Source organism: Mycoplana dimorpha (assembly GCF_003046475.1).
Taxonomy (GTDB): Bacteria; Pseudomonadota; Alphaproteobacteria; order Rhizobiales; family Rhizobiaceae; genus Mycoplana; species Mycoplana dimorpha.
Map to the genome: position 1 here is coordinate 232626 of NZ_PZZZ01000006.1, position 18536 is coordinate 251161.

Annotated in this window: 17 protein-coding genes and 1 riboswitch; of the genes, 8 read left to right on the forward strand and 9 right to left on the reverse strand. The window is 67.1% G+C overall.

The window, feature by feature from the left end; translation table 11 throughout:
• Window positions 1-69: 69 nt before the first annotated feature.
• Window positions 70-1119: a LacI family DNA-binding transcriptional regulator gene (locus tag C7449_RS15755; protein ID WP_108003843.1), complete on the forward strand. Its 1050-nt coding sequence runs from the start codon at window positions 70-72 to the stop codon at window positions 1117-1119.
• Between the two features lie 113 nt (window positions 1120-1232).
• Window positions 1233-3248 (forward strand): beta-galactosidase, encoded by a 2016-nt coding sequence (locus C7449_RS15760; protein ID WP_210204744.1) that lies wholly within the window; start codon window positions 1233-1235, stop codon window positions 3246-3248.
• Window positions 3249-3464: 216 nt separating this feature from the next.
• Here the strand turns inward: C7449_RS15760 and C7449_RS15765 are convergent, their stop codons facing one another.
• Together C7449_RS15765 and C7449_RS15770 are read right to left on the reverse strand one after the other, a co-directional pair.
• On the reverse strand, window positions 3465-4814 hold the full coding sequence (locus tag C7449_RS15765; protein WP_108003844.1) for a TonB family protein: 1350 nt from the start codon (window positions 4812-4814) through the stop codon (window positions 3465-3467).
• A gap of 47 nt (window positions 4815-4861) precedes the next feature.
• Window positions 4862-7096, reverse strand: a complete 2235-nt coding sequence (locus tag C7449_RS15770) for a TonB-dependent hemoglobin/transferrin/lactoferrin family receptor (protein ID WP_108003845.1) — start codon at window positions 7094-7096, stop codon at window positions 4862-4864.
• 204 nt (window positions 7097-7300) lie between these two features.
• Between C7449_RS15770 and hemP the strand changes: the two genes are divergently transcribed.
• The 5 genes from hemP to C7449_RS15795 are packed head-to-tail and all read left to right on the forward strand — an operon-like array spanning window position 7301 to window position 11401.
• A complete protein-coding gene (hemP, locus tag C7449_RS15775) occupies window positions 7301-7510 on the forward strand; it encodes a hemin uptake protein HemP (protein WP_108003964.1) in 210 nt (69 codons plus the stop codon).
• Window positions 7511-7519: 9 nt separating this feature from the next.
• Window positions 7520-8581 (forward strand): hemin-degrading factor, encoded by a 1062-nt coding sequence (locus C7449_RS15780; protein ID WP_108003846.1) that lies wholly within the window; start codon window positions 7520-7522, stop codon window positions 8579-8581.
• 10 nt (window positions 8582-8591) lie between these two features.
• Window positions 8592-9488 carry a heme/hemin ABC transporter substrate-binding protein gene (locus C7449_RS15785; RefSeq protein ID WP_108003847.1) on the forward strand — a complete coding sequence of 299 codons (897 nt, stop codon included), beginning with the start codon at window positions 8592-8594 and terminating at the stop codon, window positions 9486-9488.
• 13 nt (window positions 9489-9501) lie between these two features.
• Window positions 9502-10596: a FecCD family ABC transporter permease gene (locus tag C7449_RS15790; RefSeq protein ID WP_108003848.1), complete on the forward strand. Its 1095-nt coding sequence runs from the start codon at window positions 9502-9504 to the stop codon at window positions 10594-10596.
• A gap of 10 nt (window positions 10597-10606) precedes the next feature.
• Complete coding sequence (locus tag C7449_RS15795; protein WP_108003849.1) at window positions 10607-11401, forward strand: heme ABC transporter ATP-binding protein; 795 nt, start codon at window positions 10607-10609, stop codon at window positions 11399-11401.
• 108 nt (window positions 11402-11509) lie between these two features.
• On the opposite strand, the gene C7449_RS15800 is transcribed toward C7449_RS15795, so the two are convergent.
• Genes C7449_RS15800 through thiC form a run of 6 tightly spaced genes read right to left on the reverse strand, consistent with a single transcriptional unit; the run spans window position 11510 to window position 16635 of the window.
• Entirely contained in the window at window positions 11510-12256 is a 747-nt protein-coding gene (locus tag C7449_RS15800; protein WP_245414415.1) for a hydroxymethylpyrimidine/phosphomethylpyrimidine kinase, read from the reverse strand.
• Between the two features lie 14 nt (window positions 12257-12270).
• Window positions 12271-12873, reverse strand: a complete 603-nt coding sequence (locus C7449_RS15805; protein ID WP_108003851.1) for a thiamine phosphate synthase — start codon at window positions 12871-12873, stop codon at window positions 12271-12273.
• A complete protein-coding gene (locus C7449_RS15810; protein ID WP_108003852.1) occupies window positions 12870-13643 on the reverse strand; it encodes a thiazole synthase in 774 nt (257 codons plus the stop codon). The genes C7449_RS15805 and C7449_RS15810 overlap by 4 nt, the downstream gene beginning before the upstream one ends.
• 1 nt (window position 13644) lies before the next feature.
• Window positions 13645-13842, reverse strand: a complete 198-nt coding sequence (gene thiS, locus C7449_RS15815) for a sulfur carrier protein ThiS (RefSeq protein ID WP_108003853.1) — start codon at window positions 13840-13842, stop codon at window positions 13645-13647.
• Window positions 13839-14825, reverse strand: coding sequence for a glycine oxidase ThiO (gene thiO / locus C7449_RS15820; protein WP_108003854.1), 987 nt, complete (start codon window positions 14823-14825; stop codon window positions 13839-13841). The genes thiS and thiO overlap by 4 nt, the downstream gene beginning before the upstream one ends.
• A gap of 1 nt (window position 14826) precedes the next feature.
• The gene (gene thiC / locus C7449_RS15825) at window positions 14827-16635 is read right to left on the reverse strand and encodes a phosphomethylpyrimidine synthase ThiC (RefSeq protein ID WP_108003855.1); all 1809 of its coding nucleotides are present in this window, start codon (window positions 16633-16635) and stop codon (window positions 14827-14829) included.
• 92 nt (window positions 16636-16727) lie between these two features.
• Window positions 16728-16868: riboswitch (TPP riboswitch) on the reverse strand.
• A 288-nt stretch (window positions 16869-17156) separates the two neighbouring features.
• On the opposite strand from thiC, the gene C7449_RS15830 reads away from it, so the two are divergent.
• Complete coding sequence (locus C7449_RS15830) at window positions 17157-17549, forward strand: GFA family protein (RefSeq protein ID WP_108003856.1); 393 nt, start codon at window positions 17157-17159, stop codon at window positions 17547-17549.
• Window positions 17550-17627: 78 nt separating this feature from the next.
• Here the strand turns inward: C7449_RS15830 and C7449_RS15835 are convergent, their stop codons facing one another.
• Complete coding sequence (locus C7449_RS15835; protein ID WP_245414416.1) at window positions 17628-18533, reverse strand: CehA/McbA family metallohydrolase; 906 nt, start codon at window positions 18531-18533, stop codon at window positions 17628-17630.
• Between the last annotated feature and the right edge of the window lie 3 nt (window positions 18534-18536).

Below are 18536 nucleotides of genomic sequence, written 5' to 3' on the forward strand. Positions count from 1 at the left end.
CGACACCCACGATGCGGCCGGTCTGCCCACCGGCCGCGCATCCGCCTCCGGGCGGCAGGACCATATCCGATGAACCGAAACGCCACGCAGAGACCGACGATCAAGACCATCGCCCAGGAAACCGGGCTGTCGATCGCCACCGTGTCCAAGGCACTGAACCATTCGCCGCAGGTGCGGCCGCAGACCCGCGACCTCGTGCTGGAAGCGGCCGAGCGCATCGGCTACCAGCTCAACCTGCACGGCGTGCAACTGCGCACTGGCAAGACCTACCAGGTGGCGGCGATCATGACCGCGCCGGGGCCGCAGGAAAACGAGTGGGAAGGTGTGGAATACGCCCAGCTCCTCAGCGGCATCTCCTGGGCGCTGGAGGACAGCCCGTACCGGGTTTCGCTCTATCCGGTGCGCAACTTCGAGGAAAGCCGGGCTGCCATCGAGCAGATCGTCTCGCTGAAGAAGGCCGACGGCATCATCATCACCGGCACGCGCCCCGACGATCCGCGCATCCGCACCATGCAGGCGGCGGAGTTCCCCTTCGTCACCTACGGCACCAGCGTCGCCAACGCGCCGCACGCCTATGTCGACGCCGACAACGAGCAGATGATCCGCGTCTCCATGGAGCGGCTGATCGATCGCGGCCACCGCCGCATCGCGCTGGTCAACCCGCCGGCGGGCCTGACCTATGGCATCACCCGGCTTCAGAGCTATCGGCGCGCCCTCGAGGCCGCCGGCTTGCCCTTCGACCCGGCGCTTGTCGCCAATGGCCGGCTGACGCCGGCCTACGGGCGCGAAACGGTGCTGACGATGGCCGACCTTGGAAGCCCACCGACGGCCTATATCTGCGCCAACGAGGCCAGTGCGCTCGGGGCGCTTTCCGGCTTTCACGAGCGCGGCCTGGTGCATGGCCGCGACGCCGTCGTCAACGCCACCGACGATCTCAACGTCAGCCAGTACTTCGCCCCGCCGATCACCACATTCTACCTGCCGATCAGCGAGCCCAGCGCGCTGCTTGGCGCCTACATCCTGCGCCGCATCGAGGGGGAGGGGCCGGATACCCTGCAGACCCTTTTGATGCCGAACCTGGTCGAACGCTGCGACGACCGGCTGACCTCCGCAACCTGAGCATTGCACGGGTGGCTCCCCTCGCACGCACTGCTATAAAAACGTTTATTTTCAGTAGAGACAACAAGAAAGCGCCGGAACGAACCGGCCAGGTAATTCAAAGGACAGTAGAATTGCACATGCCTCAGACGAACCCGAACCGCTTCGACCCCGTCCAGCAGGCCGCCGACATGCTGGAACTCGGCGTCTGCTACTACCCGGAGCAGTGGCCGCGGGCGAAATGGGAGGAGGATGCGCGCCGCATGGTCGAGCTCGGCCTCGCCTGGGTGCGCATCGGCGAATTCGCCTGGGCCCATATCGAGCCCCGGCCGGGCGAATTCCACTGGAAGTCGATGGACGAGGCAGTCGACGTGCTCGGCAAGGCGGGACTGAAGGTCATCCTGGGGACGCCGACTGCGGCGCCGCCGAAATGGCTCGTGGATCGCCATCCCGACATCCTGCCGGTCGACGTAAAGGGCGTGGTGCGCAAGTTCGGCGCACGCCGGCACTATTGCTTCTCCAGCCGCCGCTATCGCATCGAGGCCGCCCGCATCGTCGAGGCGATGGCGGCGCGCTACGGCGCCAATCCGTTCGTTCATGCCTGGCAGACGGATAACGAATACGGCGACCACGACACGATCCACAGCTATTCGGACGAGGCCCGGCGCGCCTTTCGGGAATGGCTCGCGGCGCGCTACGGCACGATCGAGGCGCTGAACCAGGCGTGGGGCACGTCGTTCTGGGCCATGCACTACAACGGCTTCGACGAGATCGACCTGCCCAACAATCTCGTCGAGGAGCCGAGCCCGACCCATCTGGTCGACTACATGCGCTTCTCCTCCGACCAGGTTAAGAGCTTCAACAAGGCGCAGGTCGACATCATCCGCCGGCATTCGCCGGGACGGCCGGTGACGCACAATTTCATGTCGCAGAACACCGACTTCAACCACTACAAGGTCGGTGAGGACATCGACGTCGCCTCCTGGGACGTCTACCCGATGGGTGGGCTGCTGAACGGCCGGCTGTCGGCGGAGGACAAGGCCCGTTACCTGCGCGTCGGCGACCCCGACCAGACCGCCTTCAACCACGACCTCTATCGCGCCGTCGGGCGCGGCCGCGTCTGGGTGATGGAGCAGCAGCCGGGGCCGGTCAACTGGGCAGCCCACAACCAGGCGCCAGCGGATGGCATGGTGCGGCTTTGGACCTGGCTCGCCTATGCGCACGGCGTCGACATGGTCTCCTACTTCCGCTGGCGACAGGCGCCGTTCGCGCAGGAACAGTTCCACGCCGGCCTGCTGCTTCCCGACAGCGAGACCGACCAGGGCTATCTGGAAGTGGCCCAGGTCATCGAGGAGATGAAGCGTATTCCGCGCGGCGAGGCCCGCGAAAAGGCGAAGGTCGCGATCGTGCTCGATTACGAATCCCGCTTTGCGACGCGCGCCCTGCCGCAGGGGCGCGGCTATGCCGGCGCGGCCATTGCCCTCGACTGGTATTCCGCCGTCGCCCGCCTCGGCGTCGATGTCGACATCATCGGCCAGCACTCTGACCTAGCCGGCTACGCGCTGGTGCTGGCACCCGATCTCGTTATCGTCGATCCCGATTTCGTGGCGCGGCTCAAGGCCTCCGACGCAAAAATCCTGTTCGGACCGAGAAGCGGCAGCAAGACCCGTGACATGCACATCCCCGAAAACCTGCCGCCGCGACCGCTTTGCGACCTCATCGACCTCCGCGTCACCCGCGTCGAGTCGCTGCCGGACTTTCATGATGAGCGGGTGCTGCACGGCAACTCGAGCTATCCGGTCGGCACCTGGCGTGAAACCGTTTGCACCGGCGAGACGGTGCTCGCCACGTTCGAAGGAGCCTACCGCAACGGATCGCCCGCCCTGGTCGGCAACGAAAAGGCGCGCTATCTGGCAACCCTGCCGCAGGGCGAGTTCCTGTTGAAGCTCATCGGCGAGGCGCTCGCATGGGCCGGCGTCGAAACGCTGCCGGATCTCGGCGACCTGCGCGTCGCCCGGCGCGGCCGCCTGCACTTCGCCTTCAACTACGGCCCCGCGCCGGCGGCGGTGCCGGCGAAGCCCGGCGCGACCTTCCTGGTCGGCGAAAGCCTGCTGGCACCGGCCGACGTGGCGATCTGGACGGTCGATTGAGCCGGATCGGCGGGACGCGAGCGGGCAATCCCGCTCTTCGCGCAGACCAGGCGCGCGTCCATCGCGGAACCGGTCCGGGTGTGCAAGGCTCACGCGGCATGCCCGAGGGCTCCCACTGACGCTGCCGGTTGCGACGGTGGCAGCAGCGAGTACGCATCCCCAGTCCGAACCGGGCCCTCGAGCTGTGTCAGACCTCGCACCTGCGACGGAGCCAGCTCAGCGGGCGATGCCCAGGGGCAGGGTGAAGGCCCAGCTGGACCTGCCGGCCTGCGGCGGGATCGGCGGGAAGGGGGCGGCGCGCCGCACGACGGCGAGAGCGGCCTCGTCGAGTTCGGGCGAGCCGGAACCGCGGACGATCCGGATCCTGCCGACCCCGCCGCTGGCATCCACCACGAACGACACCCGCACGTCGCTGCGGGCCTTGGTCCGCGCCAGGCTTGAAATGCCGCGCACCGCCCGCCGCAGCCTGGCGGCCACCTTGCCGGGATAGTTGGACACGGCAGCGTTGCCGGCGGCCGATGCCGCCCCGCCTTTCGACGCGCTCACGGTCGTGCCGCCGGCCTCGCCCTGGGCGGCGCCGCGCCGTGCGTCGGCCTCGCTGTTGCCGCCGGAACCGGACTTGGGCCTTTGCGCAGCCGCTTTCGGCGGGGCCCGTTCGGCCTTTCTCTCGCGCTTCCTGGCGGGCTTCTTTCGAGGCTGCTCCGCCTTTGCCACAACCATTTTCTCGAAGGGCGCCGGCTTGACCGTTTCGGCCACGACGCGCTCGCCGGTCGCACCCTCTTTGGCCTCCGCGCTTTCGATCGGCTTTGCGCCAGCGGGCTCCGGCTGCTCCGGCACCTGCCCGGCAGGTAAGGGAACGGCGGTCTCGTCCTCGATGGGTTGAAGCGCGGTCAAGATTTCGGGGGCAGGATTGGCTGCGGCCCCGTACGGCACTTCCTTGATGGACTCGGCCGCCGCCCGCTCGACCACCGGCGTGACCGGTTCCGGCTCGACTGCGACCGCTTCAGCGGGCGGCGCGACCGGCGTTTCCACGGTCACCGCCGCTTCCGCCACCTCGGCCTCGACCGGCTCCGCCGCCTCCGCCGCCGGGACGGATGCGGCGGTGACCGTCTGGACCGGCTTGGGCTCCAGCATGCTCACCAGCGTGATCCGGACAGCCGGCATTTCAGAGGATGCGCCCGCTGCGCTCTGGTCGTTTGGGGCATTTCCAAGCAGCATCACGCCAGCCTGCTCGGAACCTGCGATCATCACCGCGTCGTGGGTTTCGGCCAGCAGGAAGGCGGCAGTGGCGAGATGCAGTAGGCAGGAGGCGACCAGGGCTGCCTTCCACTTGCGCCGCTGCTCCGCCGGCCGGGTTCGGCTGTCGAGCGGCTCGCCGGGGGCGGTGCCAAGCGTGGCACTCGCTGGCGTCAGCGTTGTGCGCTCCAGGCTGTCGCCACGGCCCCAAGGCAGCGCCCCGCCGCGGATGAGAATGCGGGGATCATCCGGTTCCGCCGGCATGGCGCCGAACCTGTCCATAGACCAGGCCAGGCCCTGTGTGGAAAAGGCGGGATCCAGATATGCCATGACGCCCCGTGCCCCGCTCAGACGCTAGAAGCCGTCTTCATGGTTGGTCAGCCTCCAAATCGCATGGTCGCCGCCAGCTTGATGGTCACGCCCGGCTCGAAGACCGGGGTCGTGACCGTGACGTTCAGCGGGTTGACGTAGTTGACGTCGAAGAGGTTATCGACGCGGAAGTCGAGCTTCAGGTTGTCGCTGGCCTGGTAGCTGGCGAAGGTGTTGACGAGGGTGAAGTCCTCGGCAATCGGATTGCCCTTCGGCTTGCCGTTGTACTGCACCTCGCCGCCGACCGTCAGGCGGTCATCGAGGAACCGGAAGCCGAGCTGGGCCGTGACCTGCGAGGAGGGGATCGTCGCCAGGTCGGCGCGCACGCCGGCAAAGGAGACGGTGTAGCCCTCGATGAGCGAGGCCGACAGGCCGGCAAAGCCCCAGCCGGCGTCGTAGACGCTCTCGAACTCGAAGCCGCGGATCTTCGCATTGGCGAAGTTCTGGTGCTGGAAGCAGGTGGGGACGTAGAAGCCGCCGGGCACGAAGACCGGCGGCAGGCCGGGGATGAACGGGCATCCCGGCTGGCCGGCGCTGAGGTTGGCGCCGTCAATGTAGTCGTCGACGTCATTGTTGAAGTAGGCGGCCTTGAGGCGAAGCGCATCGTCGTCCGCGAACACGCCGTCGGCCTTGTAGTTGGCGCCGAATTCCCAAGTCTTGCCCGTTTCCGGCCGCAGGGCCGGGTTGGGCAGGAAGGGGAACACCACGCCGGCCGGATGCAGGCCGCTGATCAGCGTCTCGCTCAGCGACGGCGAGCGATAGCCTTCCGCATAGGTGCCGTAGAACTGCAGCCCTTCCAGAGCGGGGCCGTTGAACGGCGAGACGCCGAGGCTGATGCGCGGCGACAGCCGGTCGCCCGAGGCATTGGTGTCGTCGCCCTTCAGGCTATAGCTGTCGTAGCGCAGCCCGGCGATGACCTCCAGCCACTCCCAGGAGACCTTGTCCTGGATGTACGCGCCGGAAACACGACGCTTGCCAGAAGGCGTGTAGAAGTTGTCGCCGCCCGCAGTACCAGTGGTGTCGACGTCGTCGCTCACCCAGTCGCCGCCATAGGTCAGCTCATGCGCGAACTGGCCGGTGTCGAAGCGGGACGTGTTCCAGATGTCGAAGCCGGTGGTGCCGACATCGTAGTTCGCCTTTGAGCCGATCGGGAGCACCACCGGAAGGCCGGTCGCGGGATCGAAGCGTCCGCCGACCGGCACCAGGCTGGTCTGCTCGAGCCTGGTGCCGTTGAACGATCCGTTGATGTGCAGGTCGAGCCAGCTCCGGTCGTCGTCGGTGATGTTGTAGCGGGCGGTGAAGGTGTTCTGCTTGAGGTCGACGTCGTAAGCCGGCGCGCCGCCGCTGAATTGGTTCCACTGGTCGCTGGCGCCGACCCAGCCGAGCTTCAGCTCGCTGTTGTCGGTCGGCAGGATGGTGGTCTTGAGCAGGCCGCCCAGCACTTCGAAGCCGCTGCCGTCGACCCGGTCGCCGTCGCCGTCCTTGTAGGCGCCGTAGTCGCGGTAGACGATGTTCCCCAGCGCATCGATGTTGTCATTGAAGCGGTAGGCGCCGGTGGCGCTGGTGGTCCAGCCCTGGCCGTTGCTCTCGTAGCCCTGGGTGGCGGACGCGGCCCAGTTCTCGTCCGGCTTGAGGAAATCGGCCGCGTCCTTCGTCTCGAAGAAGACGACGCCGCCAATGGCGCCGGAGCCGTAGGTGTTGGCGACCGGGCCGCGGATCACGTCCACCGACTTAACCAACTCGGGATCGAGGTAGAACGTCGATTGGGTGCCATGACCGGAGCGCTGGAAATCCTGGCGCGCCCCGTCGACGATCACGGCGACACGGCCATAATCCTGCAGACCGCGAATGTTGACGGAGGAGGCCGTCCGCTGGGAATCGGCCTGCATTGTTACGCCCGGTACGCCGAACAGCATCTCGTTCGGGGTGGCCGCCATGCGCCGGTCGAGTTGCTCCTGGTCGACATGGCTGGAGGAGGAAGGGCTTTCGATGGCCGTTTCACCGATGCGGCTTGTCAGCATCATCTTGTCGAGCAGCGTGGCGCCGGATTCATCCGGCTTACTCGCTTCGGCCTGCTCGACCTGTTCGTCTTGCTCGCCCAGCGGAACCACCTGCTGTGCGTGCGCCGATCCCGCCATCAAAGCGGCCGCCGCCACGCCTGCCAAAAGCGCGGTCAGTCCGCTCGTCGCCCTACGGCTCTCCGGTCCGGATGCACCGGCCCATGCCCAATTTGCCAACCCCATTGCAGTCGAACTCCAAAATCTTCGTTGCATGCTGGCTGGCCATGGCTTGCTCGCATTTCTGGTTAGATCCGGTAACTTAAATCTTGACTCCGTTAGTCCGGTATTGCAGTGACTAGTAAACATGATTATTGAAGTCAACAAATGATTTGGATTTCCGCGGGCCGGTTTCCAAAGCCCGCTTCTTCCCCGCAGGAGCCGATCCGGATGAACACGCACGATCCAGACGATGTCCGCCCCCGGACCCGTCGCGTCGAAACGCAAGCGCCGATGCGCGCCGAACGCATCCCGGTTTCGGTCAGGACCCTGCCTTCGGACACCCTTTTCCAGGGCGAGCATGAGATCGGCATCGAGCACCGCGGCGCGCTCTACCGGCTCAAGATCACCCGACAGGGCAAGCTCATTCTCAACAAGTAAGGTGTAGACATGGACCAGCGCGAAAGACCCGGCCCCGACGCGATCAGGCAGGCACGCTCAGAAAATTTAAAGATGCGCGAGCGCGATCTCGCAGCCCAGATGGGCATCACCGAGGCCGAGTTGCTTGCGGCTCATTGCGGCGACGGCGTCGTCCGCCTGGAAGCGCGCGCCAACGATCTGCTGACCGGCATGGAGGCCGTCGGCGAGGTCATGGCGCTGACCCGCAACGACAGCGCGGTGCACGAGAAGATCGGCGTCTACGACAAGATCGTCACCGGCGAGCACGCCGCGCTGGCGCTTGGGGAGAACATCGACCTGCGCATCTTCCCGAAGATCTGGACGCATGGCTTTGCGGTGGAGAAGCGCGACGGCGACGAGATCCGGCGCAGCCTGCAGTTCTTCGATGCGGCGGGCGATGCCGTGCACAAGGTGCATCTGCGCCCGTCTTCCGATCTCTCCGCCTACCAGCAATTGGTCGCCCGGCTGCAATCGGCCGACCAGTCAACGGCGATCGCCGTGGAGCCGCCGCCGGCCGACATGGACACCGAGGTCGCCGACACGCCGACCGATGCAGAAACGCTGCGCGAGGGCTGGAGCAAGCTCACCGACGTGCACCAGTTCTTCGGCATGCTGCGCAAGATGAAGCTCGGCCGCCGGCAGGCGGTGCGCATGGTCGGCGCCGAGTATGCCACGCAGCTCGAAACCGGCGCCGCATCGCTGATGTTCGAGCGGGTCGTGACGGCCGAATTGCCGATCATGTGCTTCGTCGGCAATCGCGGCTGCATCCAGATCCATTCCGGTCCGGTCAGGAACATCAAGCCGATGGGTCCGTGGCTCAACGTGATGGACGAGACCTTCCACCTGCACCTGCGCACCGATCACGTCGCCGAGACATGGCTGGTGCGCAAGCCGACCAAGGACGGCCACGTGACCTCGCTCGAACTCTACGACGCGAACGGGCGGATGATCATCCAGTTTTTCGGCCAGCGCCATGAAGGCGAAGCCGAGCGGGCCGACTGGCGTGCCCTGGCCGAAAACCTGCCGCGCCTTGCCGCGCCGATTGCGGCCTAGGAGGCGAGCGATGAAAGTCCTGCATGGACTGGCGCTGGGACTGGCGCTGGCCGGCGCCCTCGGCCTGTCGGCCCTGGCGGCGGACACCGCTTCGGCTGCCGATGATGCGGAGGCGTTCGCCGACACCTCGCGCATCGCCGCGATCGGCGGCTCGGTCACCGAGATCGTGTTTGCGCTGGGCGAGGAGAGCCATCTCGTCGCCCGCGATGCGACCAGCCTCTATCCGGAGGCGGCGCTCAAGCTGCCCGACCTGGGCTACATGCGCCAGCTTTCCCCCGAAGGCGTGCTTTCGGTGAACCCGACCGGCATCCTCGCCCTGCAGGGCAGCGGCCCGCCGCAGGCGATCCAGGTGCTGAAGACGGCGAGCGTCCCCTATATCGAGGTGCCCGAAAGTTTCGACCGCGAGGGCGTCCTCGCGCGCATCCGCGTCATCGGCAAGGCGCTGGGCGTCGAGGCAAAGGCCGAGACGCTCGCAGCCGAGGTGGACGCCAAGCTGAAGGCCGCCGAGGGCCGCACGGCCGGCATGGCGGAGCGCAAGCGGGTGCTGTTCGCGCTGTCGCTGGCCGGCGGCAGGGTGCTGGCCTCGGGCTCCGGCACGGCGGCGGACGGCATGATCCGGCTGGCCGGCGGCGTCAATGCCGTCGAGGGCTACCAGGGCTACAAGCAGCTCTCCGACGAGGCGATCGTCTCCGCCCGACCCGACGTGGTGCTGGTGGTGGATCATGCCGGACCCGGCATTTTCGACTCCGACCTGCTCGCCCATCCTGCCATCGCCCAGACCCCGGCCGGCGCCGCCCGCAGGCTGGTGCGCATGGACGGCAGCTATCTGCTGGGCTTCGGCCCACGCACCGCCGACGCCGTCAACGATCTGGCCGCCGCTCTCTACGGCGACCAGGCCAGCCGCTGAAGCAGGCGGCGAGATGGCAAACCCGTCGCTCGCCGGCCCGGCCGGCATGATCGCGCGCCCTGCCGGTGATCGTTCCGGCCGCGCCCTCCTGACGCTGGCCGTGCTTGCGGCGGGGCTCGTCGTGGTGGCGCTGTTCAGCCTCACCTCCGGCGCCTCGGATGCTTCGGCGCTCGGCGTGCTACGGCACTGGTTCGCCGGCGCGCCCGCCGATGCGCTGAGCGCGCGCGACCGCCTCATCATCTACGACATCCGCCTGCCGCGCGTCGTCATGGGCATGCTGGTGGGGGCGGCGCTGGCCGTCTCGGGTGCGGTCATGCAGGGCCTGTTCCGCAACCCGCTCGCCGATCCCGGCCTTGTCGGCGTTTCCGCCGGCGCCGGGCTCGGCGCGGTGTCGGTGATCGTGCTGGGCACCACATCGCTCGCCCCGCTCACGGCCCTGCTCGGCCCAGCGGCGCTGCCGCTCGCCGCCTTCTCCGGCGGCCTTGCCGCCACCTTGATCCTTTATCGCGTCGCCACCCGCCAGGGCCGCACCTCCGTCGCCACCATGCTGCTGGCGGGCATTGCGCTGGCGGCGCTCGCCATGGCGCTGACCGGGCTGCTGGTGTTCATCGCCGACGACCGGCAATTGCGCGACCTGACCTTCTGGCAACTCGGTTCGCTGGCCGGCGCCACCTGGCAGAAGCTCGCGGCGGCCGCCGTCGTTATCCTGCCGGCGCTGGCGGCCATGCCCTTCCTCGCCCGTGGCCTCAACGCGCTGGCGCTGGGCGAGGCAACCGCCGCCCATCTCGGCGTGCCGGTGCAGCGGCTGAAATACGCCGCCATCGTCAACGTGTCGGCCGCCGTCGGCGCCACCGTGGCGATCAGCGGCGGCATCGGCTTTGTCGGCATCGTCGTGCCGCATGTGCTGCGCCTCGTCGTCGGCCCGGACAACCGCTACCTGCTGCCGGGTTCGGCGCTGCTGGGCGCGGCCCTGCTGCTGCTCGCCGATGCGTTCGCGCGCACGGTGGTGGCACCGGCCGAACTGCCGATCGGCATCGTCACCGCGGCGATCGGCGGGCCGTTCTTCCTTTGGATCCTGCTGCGCCGGCGCGGCATCATCGACCTGTGAGGAGCCTGCGATGATCGAATTGCGAGACGTATCGGTTGCGATCGGCGCCAGGCGCATCCTGTCCGGCGTCAATCTGCAAGCGCGGCCGGGCGAGGTGGCGGCAATCGTCGGGCCGAACGGGTCAGGCAAGTCGACACTACTGAAGGCGCTGTCGGGGGACCTCGCCTATGGCGGCCGCATTGCCATCAATGGCGGTGACGTCGCGGCCATGAAACCGGCCGAAGCCGCAGGCCTTCGAGCCGTGCTGCCGCAGGCCGCGACCCTCGCCTTTCCGTTCACCGTGCACGAGGTCGTCAAGCTCGGGCTCGCCAGCGGCCGGTCCGGCGTGCCTGCCGGTGAGGCGGGGCGGCTGCCCGAGCGGGCGCTGGCCCGCGTCGACCTCGCCGGCTACGCCGGCCGCTTCTACCAGGAACTGTCCGGCGGCGAGCAACAGCGCGTGCAGCTTGCCCGCGTGCTATGCCAGGTTTGGGCGCCGGTGCTGGACGGCCGGCCGCGCTACCTGCTGCTGGACGAGCCGGTCTCCAGCCTCGACATCCGCCACCAGTTGATGGTGATGGACGTGGCGCGCCATTTTGCGGCCGGCGGCGGCGGCGTGGTCGCCATCCTGCACGACCTCAACCTTGCCGCCATGTATGCCGACCGCATCCACGTCATGCACAACGGCCGGCTGGCCGCCGCCGGCACCCCGGGCGAGGTGCTGGACGACGGGCTGATCGAGACGGTCTTCGGCTGCCGCCTCAAGGTGGGTGCGGTGCCAGCTGGCGGCACGCCTTTCGTGCTGCCGCAGTCGATCGCATCGCGCTGAAGCGTCGGCGGACAGAGGATGCAGGCCTATCGGGCGCAGCAAAGTGACGTTGTAGCCCGTGGTGCCGAATGATGCCGCTTCCACGAGACGGCCGGGATCGAGGGCATGTCAGGTCTGCCGGCCCCCGACCGCTGCAGCAAACATATCGTCGAGGTAGGCCTTTGCGGCCGAAAGCGCCGCCGCCATGTCGTGACCGAGTGCAAGATGCGCCGCGATGGCGCTCGACAGCATGCACCCCGTTCCGCGCAACGTCGCATCGCGCCTGCGAGAGGCGAACCGGCGGGGCGGCGTTCCCGGCGCGAAGAGCGTGTCGATCGAGAGAGTGCCGTCCGCGTGGCCGCCCTTCACCAGCACGTTCGGACAGCCCATCCCCAGAAGTCGGGCCGCCTGACGGGCGATTTCGCCGTCGCTTCGTGCGACGTCACTACCTGCCAGGATCGCAAGCTCCAAAAGGTTAGGCGTGATCAGCAACGCTGCCGGCAGGAGCGCCTGCCGGAGCCTTTCGATCCCGGGCTCGGAGAGCAACCGGGCTCCCGACGAGCTTGCCAGCACCGGATCGACAACAACGGCAACCGCGGGAATTCCGGCAAGGACGTCAACGACCGCCTGCACGGTCTCCGCTGTTGCCAGCATCCCGACCTTGACGGCTCCAATCGGACCGGCCGCCAGCGCCGCCCACATCTGCGTGGCGACCAGCGACGCGGGCACGGGTTCGACCGCGATGACCGCGGCATGCGTTTGCGCGGTTATCGCGGTGACCGCCAGCGCGGCGCCCACGCCGAAACGGGTCGCCGTTGCCACGTCACGCGCAATGCCTGCCCCGCCGGAGGAATCCGAACCGGCGACGATCAGCATTCTGGCTCCCGAGGTCACCGCCATTGCTGCGTCCGTTCGATCCACTCGCGCGTCCGCGCCTCGGGATCGGCGTTCAGGGTGATGTCGGTGACGACAGCTGCGCTATCGGCGCCGGCGTCGAAGACGCCCTGGAGCCGGTCGACGTTCAGCCCACCGATCGCCACCAGCGGCAGTGGTCCGACGCGCCGCTTCCACCCTGCGATCCGCTCCAATCCCTGCGGCGCCCACTTCATCTGCTTGAGGATGGTCGGATAAACCGGGCCGAGCGCCACATAATCCGGTCTCGCCGCCAGCGCGGTTGCGAGTTCCGCGTCGTCATGGGTGGAAAGGCCGAGCCGCAGCCCTGCACCACGGATTGCGTCGTGATCGGCATCTTCCAGGTCCTCCTGGCCCAGGTGAACGAAATCGCAGCCCTCCTCGATGGCCAGTTGCCAGTAATCGTTGACGATCAACCGGCAGTCATGCCCGGCGCAGACGGCTTTCGCGCGGCGGATCTCACTGCGCAATACGTTCGGCCTGTCCTTTATCCGCAATTGCACCAGCCGGACGCCGAGCGGCACCAGCCGTTCGATCCAGTCGGCGCTGTCGACGATCAGGTAAAAGGGATCGAGCCTCATGAAAACACCGCCTTGCCGATCACCGGCGTCGATGGCACCGCCAGGTCGCGCGGTTCGAGCAGGCCCGCGAGCCAGGCGCCGCGCCCGGCGTCGATGGCTTTCGCAAACGCTTCGGCCATGGCGGCAGGATCACCCGCGCCGGCGACGGCGGTGTTGAGCAAGACCGCGTCGTAGCCGAGCTCCATCACCATGGCCGCATGCGAGGGGCGGCCGATGCCGGCATCGACGATCAGCGGGACATCCGGAAAATGGGCGCGCATGGCTTTCAGCGCCATGATGTTGACCGGTCCGATGGCCGATCCGATCGGCGCGCACCAGGGCATCAGCACCTGGCACCCCGCCTCCAGCAGGCGTTCGGCGACGACGAGATCATCGGTGGTGTAGGGAAAGACCTTGAAGCCATCGGCGCAAAGTATCCGCGCCGCTTCCACCAGCGCGAAGACATCGGGCTGCAGCGTATCGTGATGGCCGATCACCTCCAGCTTGATCCAGTCGGTATCGAAGAGTTCGCGCGCCATTCTTGCCGTCAGCACGGCTTCCGATGCCGAATGGCATCCGGCGGTGTTGGGCAGCACCCGCACGCCGAGCGACTTGATCATCTCGAAGAACGCGCCGCCCGCCTTGCCGCCGGCCGTTTCCCGCCGGAGCGAGACCGTGACGATTTCCGTTCCGGATCGCCTTACCGATTGCTCGAGAACCGCAGGCGAGGGGTAGCGCGCCGTGCCGAGCAGCAGCCGCGAACCGATTTCGCTTCCATAGAGGGAGATCATCTCAGCCTCCCTGCATCGGCGAAAGGATTTCGATGCGGTCACCCTCGGTCAGGCGATGCCCGGCTCGATCCTGGCGATGCACGAGTTCGCCATTCACGGCCGTCACCAGCCACCCGCCCTCGAAATCGAGCTTCGTCATGGCGTCGGCGAGAGTCGCGGCATCGAGGTGGTATTCCTCGCCATTGACGATCAGTCTCATGGCATTACTCCTGTCATCGATTGCTTCACGTCGGACGCGGCCACCATCCGGGCCACCTCCTGCGCCATGGCCGGCGCCAGCAGAAATCCGTGGCGGTAGAGGCCGTTCACATGCAGCACGTTCCCCGCGCGAAGCACGCGTGGGAAATTGTCGGGGAAGGCCGGGCGTATGCCGGCGCCTACCTCGATGACGCGGGCCTCGCCGAAGGCCGGATGCAGCGTATAGGCTGCGTTCAGAAGCTCCATGATCGACCGGGCGGACGGGTCGCCGCCCACCTCGCTTTCGATCATGGTCGCACCGACCATGAAGCGGCCGCCGACGCGCGGAACGACATAGATCGAATGACGCGGGTGCAGCAGCCGGACCGGACGGGACAGCGCGAGTTCCGCGGTCTCGAGGTAGAGCATCTCGCCGCGCACGCCCCGCAGACCTTTTATCCGTCCGATCCCGGCAGCGCCGATGCAGTCGACGACGCGATCGGAATCGCTTCCCGCTTGGTCCGTGCCGAACCGGAACCGGACGCCTTTGGCCTGAAGCGATCGCTGGAGTGCGTTCAAGGCCCGCCGCGGATCGAGATGAGCCTCGTCGCGGAAGAACAGTCCCTTGCGGAAACGGCCGGCCAGCGCCGGTTCCAGGGCGGCGATACCATCCTCATCCAGCCATTCATGGCCCGACGTGCGGGCAGCAAAACGGGCAAGCTCACCAGTGTCGCGCGGCGGAGCAACGACCAGCGTTCCGTTGCGAATGACTTCGCCCGGCAAGGCGGCGTCCCACCAGCCGGTCGCAGTCCGTCCAGCCGTCAGCACCCGCTCGTCGGCGCTCTCGCGCTCGCACCAGGGCGCCAGCATGCCGCCGGCGAGCCACGAGGCACCCGCTTCGATCGAGGGCGCGACGTCGGCGACCTCCACGGCAAAACCGCTCGACGCCAGCTCATGCGCCACTGCGAGGCCGGCGACGCCGGCCCCCTTCACAAGGATTCGCATGTCAGTCTCTCACCGGCATGTAGAGATCGCCGCCCGCGCGATACTTTGCGGCCATGGCTTCGAGCCCTTCCTTCTGCGCCTCGGCGCGCAGGTCGTGGGAGATCCGCATGGAACAGAACTTCGGTCCGCACATCGAGCAGAAATGCGCGACCTTGTGGGCCTCCTTCGGCAACGTCTCGTCATGGAAGGACCGCGCCGTCTCAGGGTCGAGCGAGAGGTTGAACTGGTCCTCCCAGCGGAACTCGAAGCGAGCCCGCGACAGTGCGTCGTCCCGGACCTTCGCGGCCGGGTGCCCCTTTGCAAGGTCGGCGGCGTGGGCGGCGATCTTGTAGGTGATCACCCCGGTCTTGACGTCGTCGCGGTCGGGCAGGCCGAGATGCTCCTTCGGCGTGACGTAGCAGAGCATCGCCGTGCCGAACCAGCCGATCATCGCCGCGCCGATGCCCGAGGTGATGTGGTCGTAGCCCGGCGCGATGTCCGTCGTCAGCGGCCCGAGCGTGTAGAACGGGGCTTCGCCGCACACGGCGAGCTGCTTGTCCATGTTCTCCTTGATCTTGTGCATCGGCACATGGCCGGGGCCCTCGATCATCACCTGGCAATCCTTCGCCCAGGCGATCTTCGTCAGCTCGCCCAGGGTCTCCAGTTCAGCGAACTGCGCCGCGTCGTTGGCATCGGCGATCGAGCCCGGACGCAGGCCGTCACCGAGCGAGAAGGACACGTCATAGGCGCGGCAGATGTCGCAGATCTCCTCGAAATGCTCGTAGAGGAAGCTTTCCTTGTGGTGATGCAGGCACCACTTGGCCATGATCGAGCCGCCGCGCGAGACGATGCCGGTCACGCGATTGACCGTCAGCGGCACGTAGTGGAGCCGCACGCCGGCATGGATGGTGAAATAGTCGACGCCCTGTTCGGCCTGCTCGATCAGCGTGTCGCGATAGACCTCCCAGCTGAGGTCTTCGGCAATGCCATTGACCTTCTCGAGCGCCTGGTAGAGCGGCACGGTGCCGACCGGCACGGGCGCGTTGCGGATGATCCATTCGCGGATGTTGTGGATGTTGCGACCGGTGGACAGGTCCATGATCGTGTCGGCGCCCCAGCGGATCGCCCAGACCATCTTTTCGACCTCCTCGGCCATCGACGAGGTGACGGCGGAATTGCCGATGTTGGCATTGATCTTCACCAGAAAATTCCGGCCGATGATCATCGGCTCGCTTTCCGGATGGTTGATGTTTGCCGGGATGATTGCCCGTCCGCGTGCGATCTCCTCGCGCACGAACTCGGGCGTCACGTAGTCGGGGATTGCGGCGCCGAAGCTCTCGCCGTCGCGCTCAAGCTTTTCACTGATCGCCTTGCGGCCGAGGTTCTCGCGGATCGCAACGAATTCCATCTCCGGCGTGATGATCCCCGCCCGCGCATAGGCAAGCTGCGTCACCGCCTTGCCGTCCCTTGCCCGCAACGGACGGTTGGCTACCGGGAATTCCGGTGTAAGCCGGTCGCCGGACGCAAAACCGTTGTCCTCGGGCCGGACCGTGCGTCCCGGATAGGGCTCGATATCGCCGCGCGCGGCGATCCAGGCTTCGCGCAGCCGCGGCAGGCCGGACTCGATCGCTGCGACATGCGCCGGGTCGGTATAGGGACCGGACGAATCGTACACCGTCACCGGCGGTTCACCGGCGGTCGGGTGCAGCACGATCTCGCGCATCGGCACGCGGATGTCGGGGTGGATGCTGCCCTGGACATGCACCTTGGTCGAGGCCGGAAGGGGGCCGGTGGTGACGGTGAGGGCTTGTGGCTTTGCGGCAATGGTCATCGTGAGGCTCCACGTTTTCGCGTTGGAGACCCAGTCATCGAGCCGGAATGATGGAAGAACGCCGATACGGATTCGGGGCGTGAATCTGCGTTTGCTCAGCGCTTGCACCGTCCCTACGCCAGTATGAACTGGATCAGGTTCAACGGGTCACTGCGCTGCTTGAGGTGCGGTTTGCGCCGCCATTCGCGCCAGCAGTATCTCAGCCCCTTGTCGAGACCCCCCTGGTGAATGGCCCAAGATTATGGCCAGAACGGACGCGCCGTCAAGGGTGGCGTGGAGTTGCGACGCAAGCTGCAGAAAGATGACGATGCAGGGTGACTCAGCGCGCTCCAATCCATGGCGCCGCCGAGCCGCGCGGCCGCTCGGGACGCGCCCGTCCTGCGCCTTGACGAGGACCGGGCGGCGTTGGAGGATCGGTCCGGCCCAAGCATGATAGGGCAGGGCGGGCCCCCGATCGTAATCTTGACCGGCGCGCCGGCAAGTCGCCGACTTGACGGTCCGAACTCTGGAGGAAACGCAGCATGGACCGTTTCACCGGCGGTTGCCTGTGCGGCAACGTCCGCATCGTGGCGTCGGGGCGACCTTATCGGGTCGGCCTTTGTCACTGTCTCGACTGCCGCAAGCATCATGGCGCACTGTTTCACGCCTCCGCGATATTCGCGCAGGATGCGGTGACGATCGAGGGCGAAACACGCGACTACGCGGGCCGGTCTTTCTGCCCCCGCTGCGGCTCGTCGGTATTCGGTCGCACCGCAGACGAGATCGAGGTCAGCCTAGGGTCTCTGGATGCCCCTGACCAACTAAAGCCGACCTACGAACTCTGGACCATCCGTCGCGAATCCTGGCTGCCCCCGTTTCCGCTGACGAGACGGTACGACCGCGATCGCGACCCGACCAGCCGCTTTGAGGCGTAGGGCAGGGCGGGGCTCTGGATGGATCGCCGGAACCGGCGAGCCCTGCGGCCCGCCAGCCCCTCGAAAGAAAGCCGTCGATCACAGAAATTCCGGCTGGCTCCAGGCGCGCTTGCCGTCGCCGGCGGTGACCACCAACCGGCACCATGAGCCGGTGAATTTGGAGAGGTCCAGCGTTGCGCTGGTGATGCCGTTGCCGTGGACGACGTCCGAGGCCGAGGCGCGGCCGACCAGGGCGACGGAACGGACGTGCGTGGTCTCGACGTGGAGTTGGTCGCCGTCGCGCGTAACCGACAGGATTTCCGGGCCCTGGCTGGCGTAGTAACGGCCGGCCTTAAGTGCGGCGAGCAGGGCTTCCGGCGTCAGTTCCTCGGCCTTGACATGCACCCAGCCGCCGAAGGCGTCGTCGGCCTTGAAGTGGGCGTCGTCGGCGGCAAAGCCGGTGAGCTTGCGGCCCTCGTTAAGGAGGTGGTCGAGCAACATGGTTCCGTCGGGGCGCGCCGACAGCATCTCGCAGGTATGATTGTAGATCTCCACCGCGTGGGCGGCATCGATCGACAGCCCGTCCTCGGTGTTGAGCCCGTACCATTGCGGATGGGCGATGCCGACGAACGCCCCGGCCTCGGCGGCACGGCGGGCCAGCTGCAGGCCGGTCTCGGTCGCGCTGGTGGCCGCGAAATCGAGCGGCAGGCCGACAGCCAGGATGTGCCAGAGCTCGCCCAGATGCGTGTCGGGCGCGTGCAGTTCGGCGCCGATGATCGTGGTGAACGTCTCGTCGCGGAACGGGCGAGTATCGGTCAGCGGATAATCGAAGCTCTCGAGGAAATGGTCGGAAAGACAGAGGAAGTCGTAGCCGGCCTCCTTGTAGCGCCGGCAGACGTCCTGCGGCTCCAGCGCGCCGTCCGAGCGGTTCGAATGGGTGTGCAGATTGCCGCGGTAGAACTTCCCTGCGGAGGCGAAGGTGTCGAGCATGGTGTCTCCTGTCATGCG

Bases quoted from the DNA above. Each gene is read 5' to 3' on its own strand.
- C7449_RS15830 (WP_108003856.1), top strand. From the start codon at position 17,157: ATGGACCGTTTCACCGGCGGTTGCCTGTGCGGCAACGTCCGCATCGTG.
- C7449_RS15765 (WP_108003844.1), bottom strand. From the start codon at position 4,814: ATGGCATATCTGGATCCCGCCTTTTCCACACAGGGCCTGGCCTGGTCT.
- thiC (WP_108003855.1), bottom strand. From the start codon at position 16,635: ATGACCATTGCCGCAAAGCCACAAGCCCTCACCGTCACCACCGGCCCC.
- C7449_RS15770 (WP_108003845.1), bottom strand. From the start codon at position 7,096: ATGGGGTTGGCAAATTGGGCATGGGCCGGTGCATCCGGACCGGAGAGC.
- hemP (WP_108003964.1), top strand. From the start codon at position 7,301: ATGAACACGCACGATCCAGACGATGTCCGCCCCCGGACCCGTCGCGTC.
- C7449_RS15800 (WP_245414415.1), bottom strand. From the start codon at position 12,256: ATGCTGATCGTCGCCGGTTCGGATTCCTCCGGCGGGGCAGGCATTGCG.
- C7449_RS15805 (WP_108003851.1), bottom strand. From the start codon at position 12,873: ATGAGGCTCGATCCCTTTTACCTGATCGTCGACAGCGCCGACTGGATC.
- C7449_RS15790 (WP_108003848.1), top strand. From the start codon at position 9,502: ATGGCAAACCCGTCGCTCGCCGGCCCGGCCGGCATGATCGCGCGCCCT.
- C7449_RS15780 (WP_108003846.1), top strand. From the start codon at position 7,520: ATGGACCAGCGCGAAAGACCCGGCCCCGACGCGATCAGGCAGGCACGC.
- C7449_RS15810 (WP_108003852.1), bottom strand. From the start codon at position 13,643: ATGATCTCCCTCTATGGAAGCGAAATCGGTTCGCGGCTGCTGCTCGGC.
- thiO (WP_108003854.1), bottom strand. From the start codon at position 14,825: ATGCGAATCCTTGTGAAGGGGGCCGGCGTCGCCGGCCTCGCAGTGGCG.
- C7449_RS15795 (WP_108003849.1), top strand. From the start codon at position 10,607: ATGATCGAATTGCGAGACGTATCGGTTGCGATCGGCGCCAGGCGCATC.
- C7449_RS15785 (WP_108003847.1), top strand. From the start codon at position 8,592: ATGAAAGTCCTGCATGGACTGGCGCTGGGACTGGCGCTGGCCGGCGCC.
- thiS (WP_108003853.1), bottom strand. From the start codon at position 13,842: ATGAGACTGATCGTCAATGGCGAGGAATACCACCTCGATGCCGCGACT.
- C7449_RS15755 (WP_108003843.1), top strand. From the start codon at position 70: ATGAACCGAAACGCCACGCAGAGACCGACGATCAAGACCATCGCCCAG.
- C7449_RS15835 (WP_245414416.1), bottom strand. From the start codon at position 18,533: ATGACAGGAGACACCATGCTCGACACCTTCGCCTCCGCAGGGAAGTTC.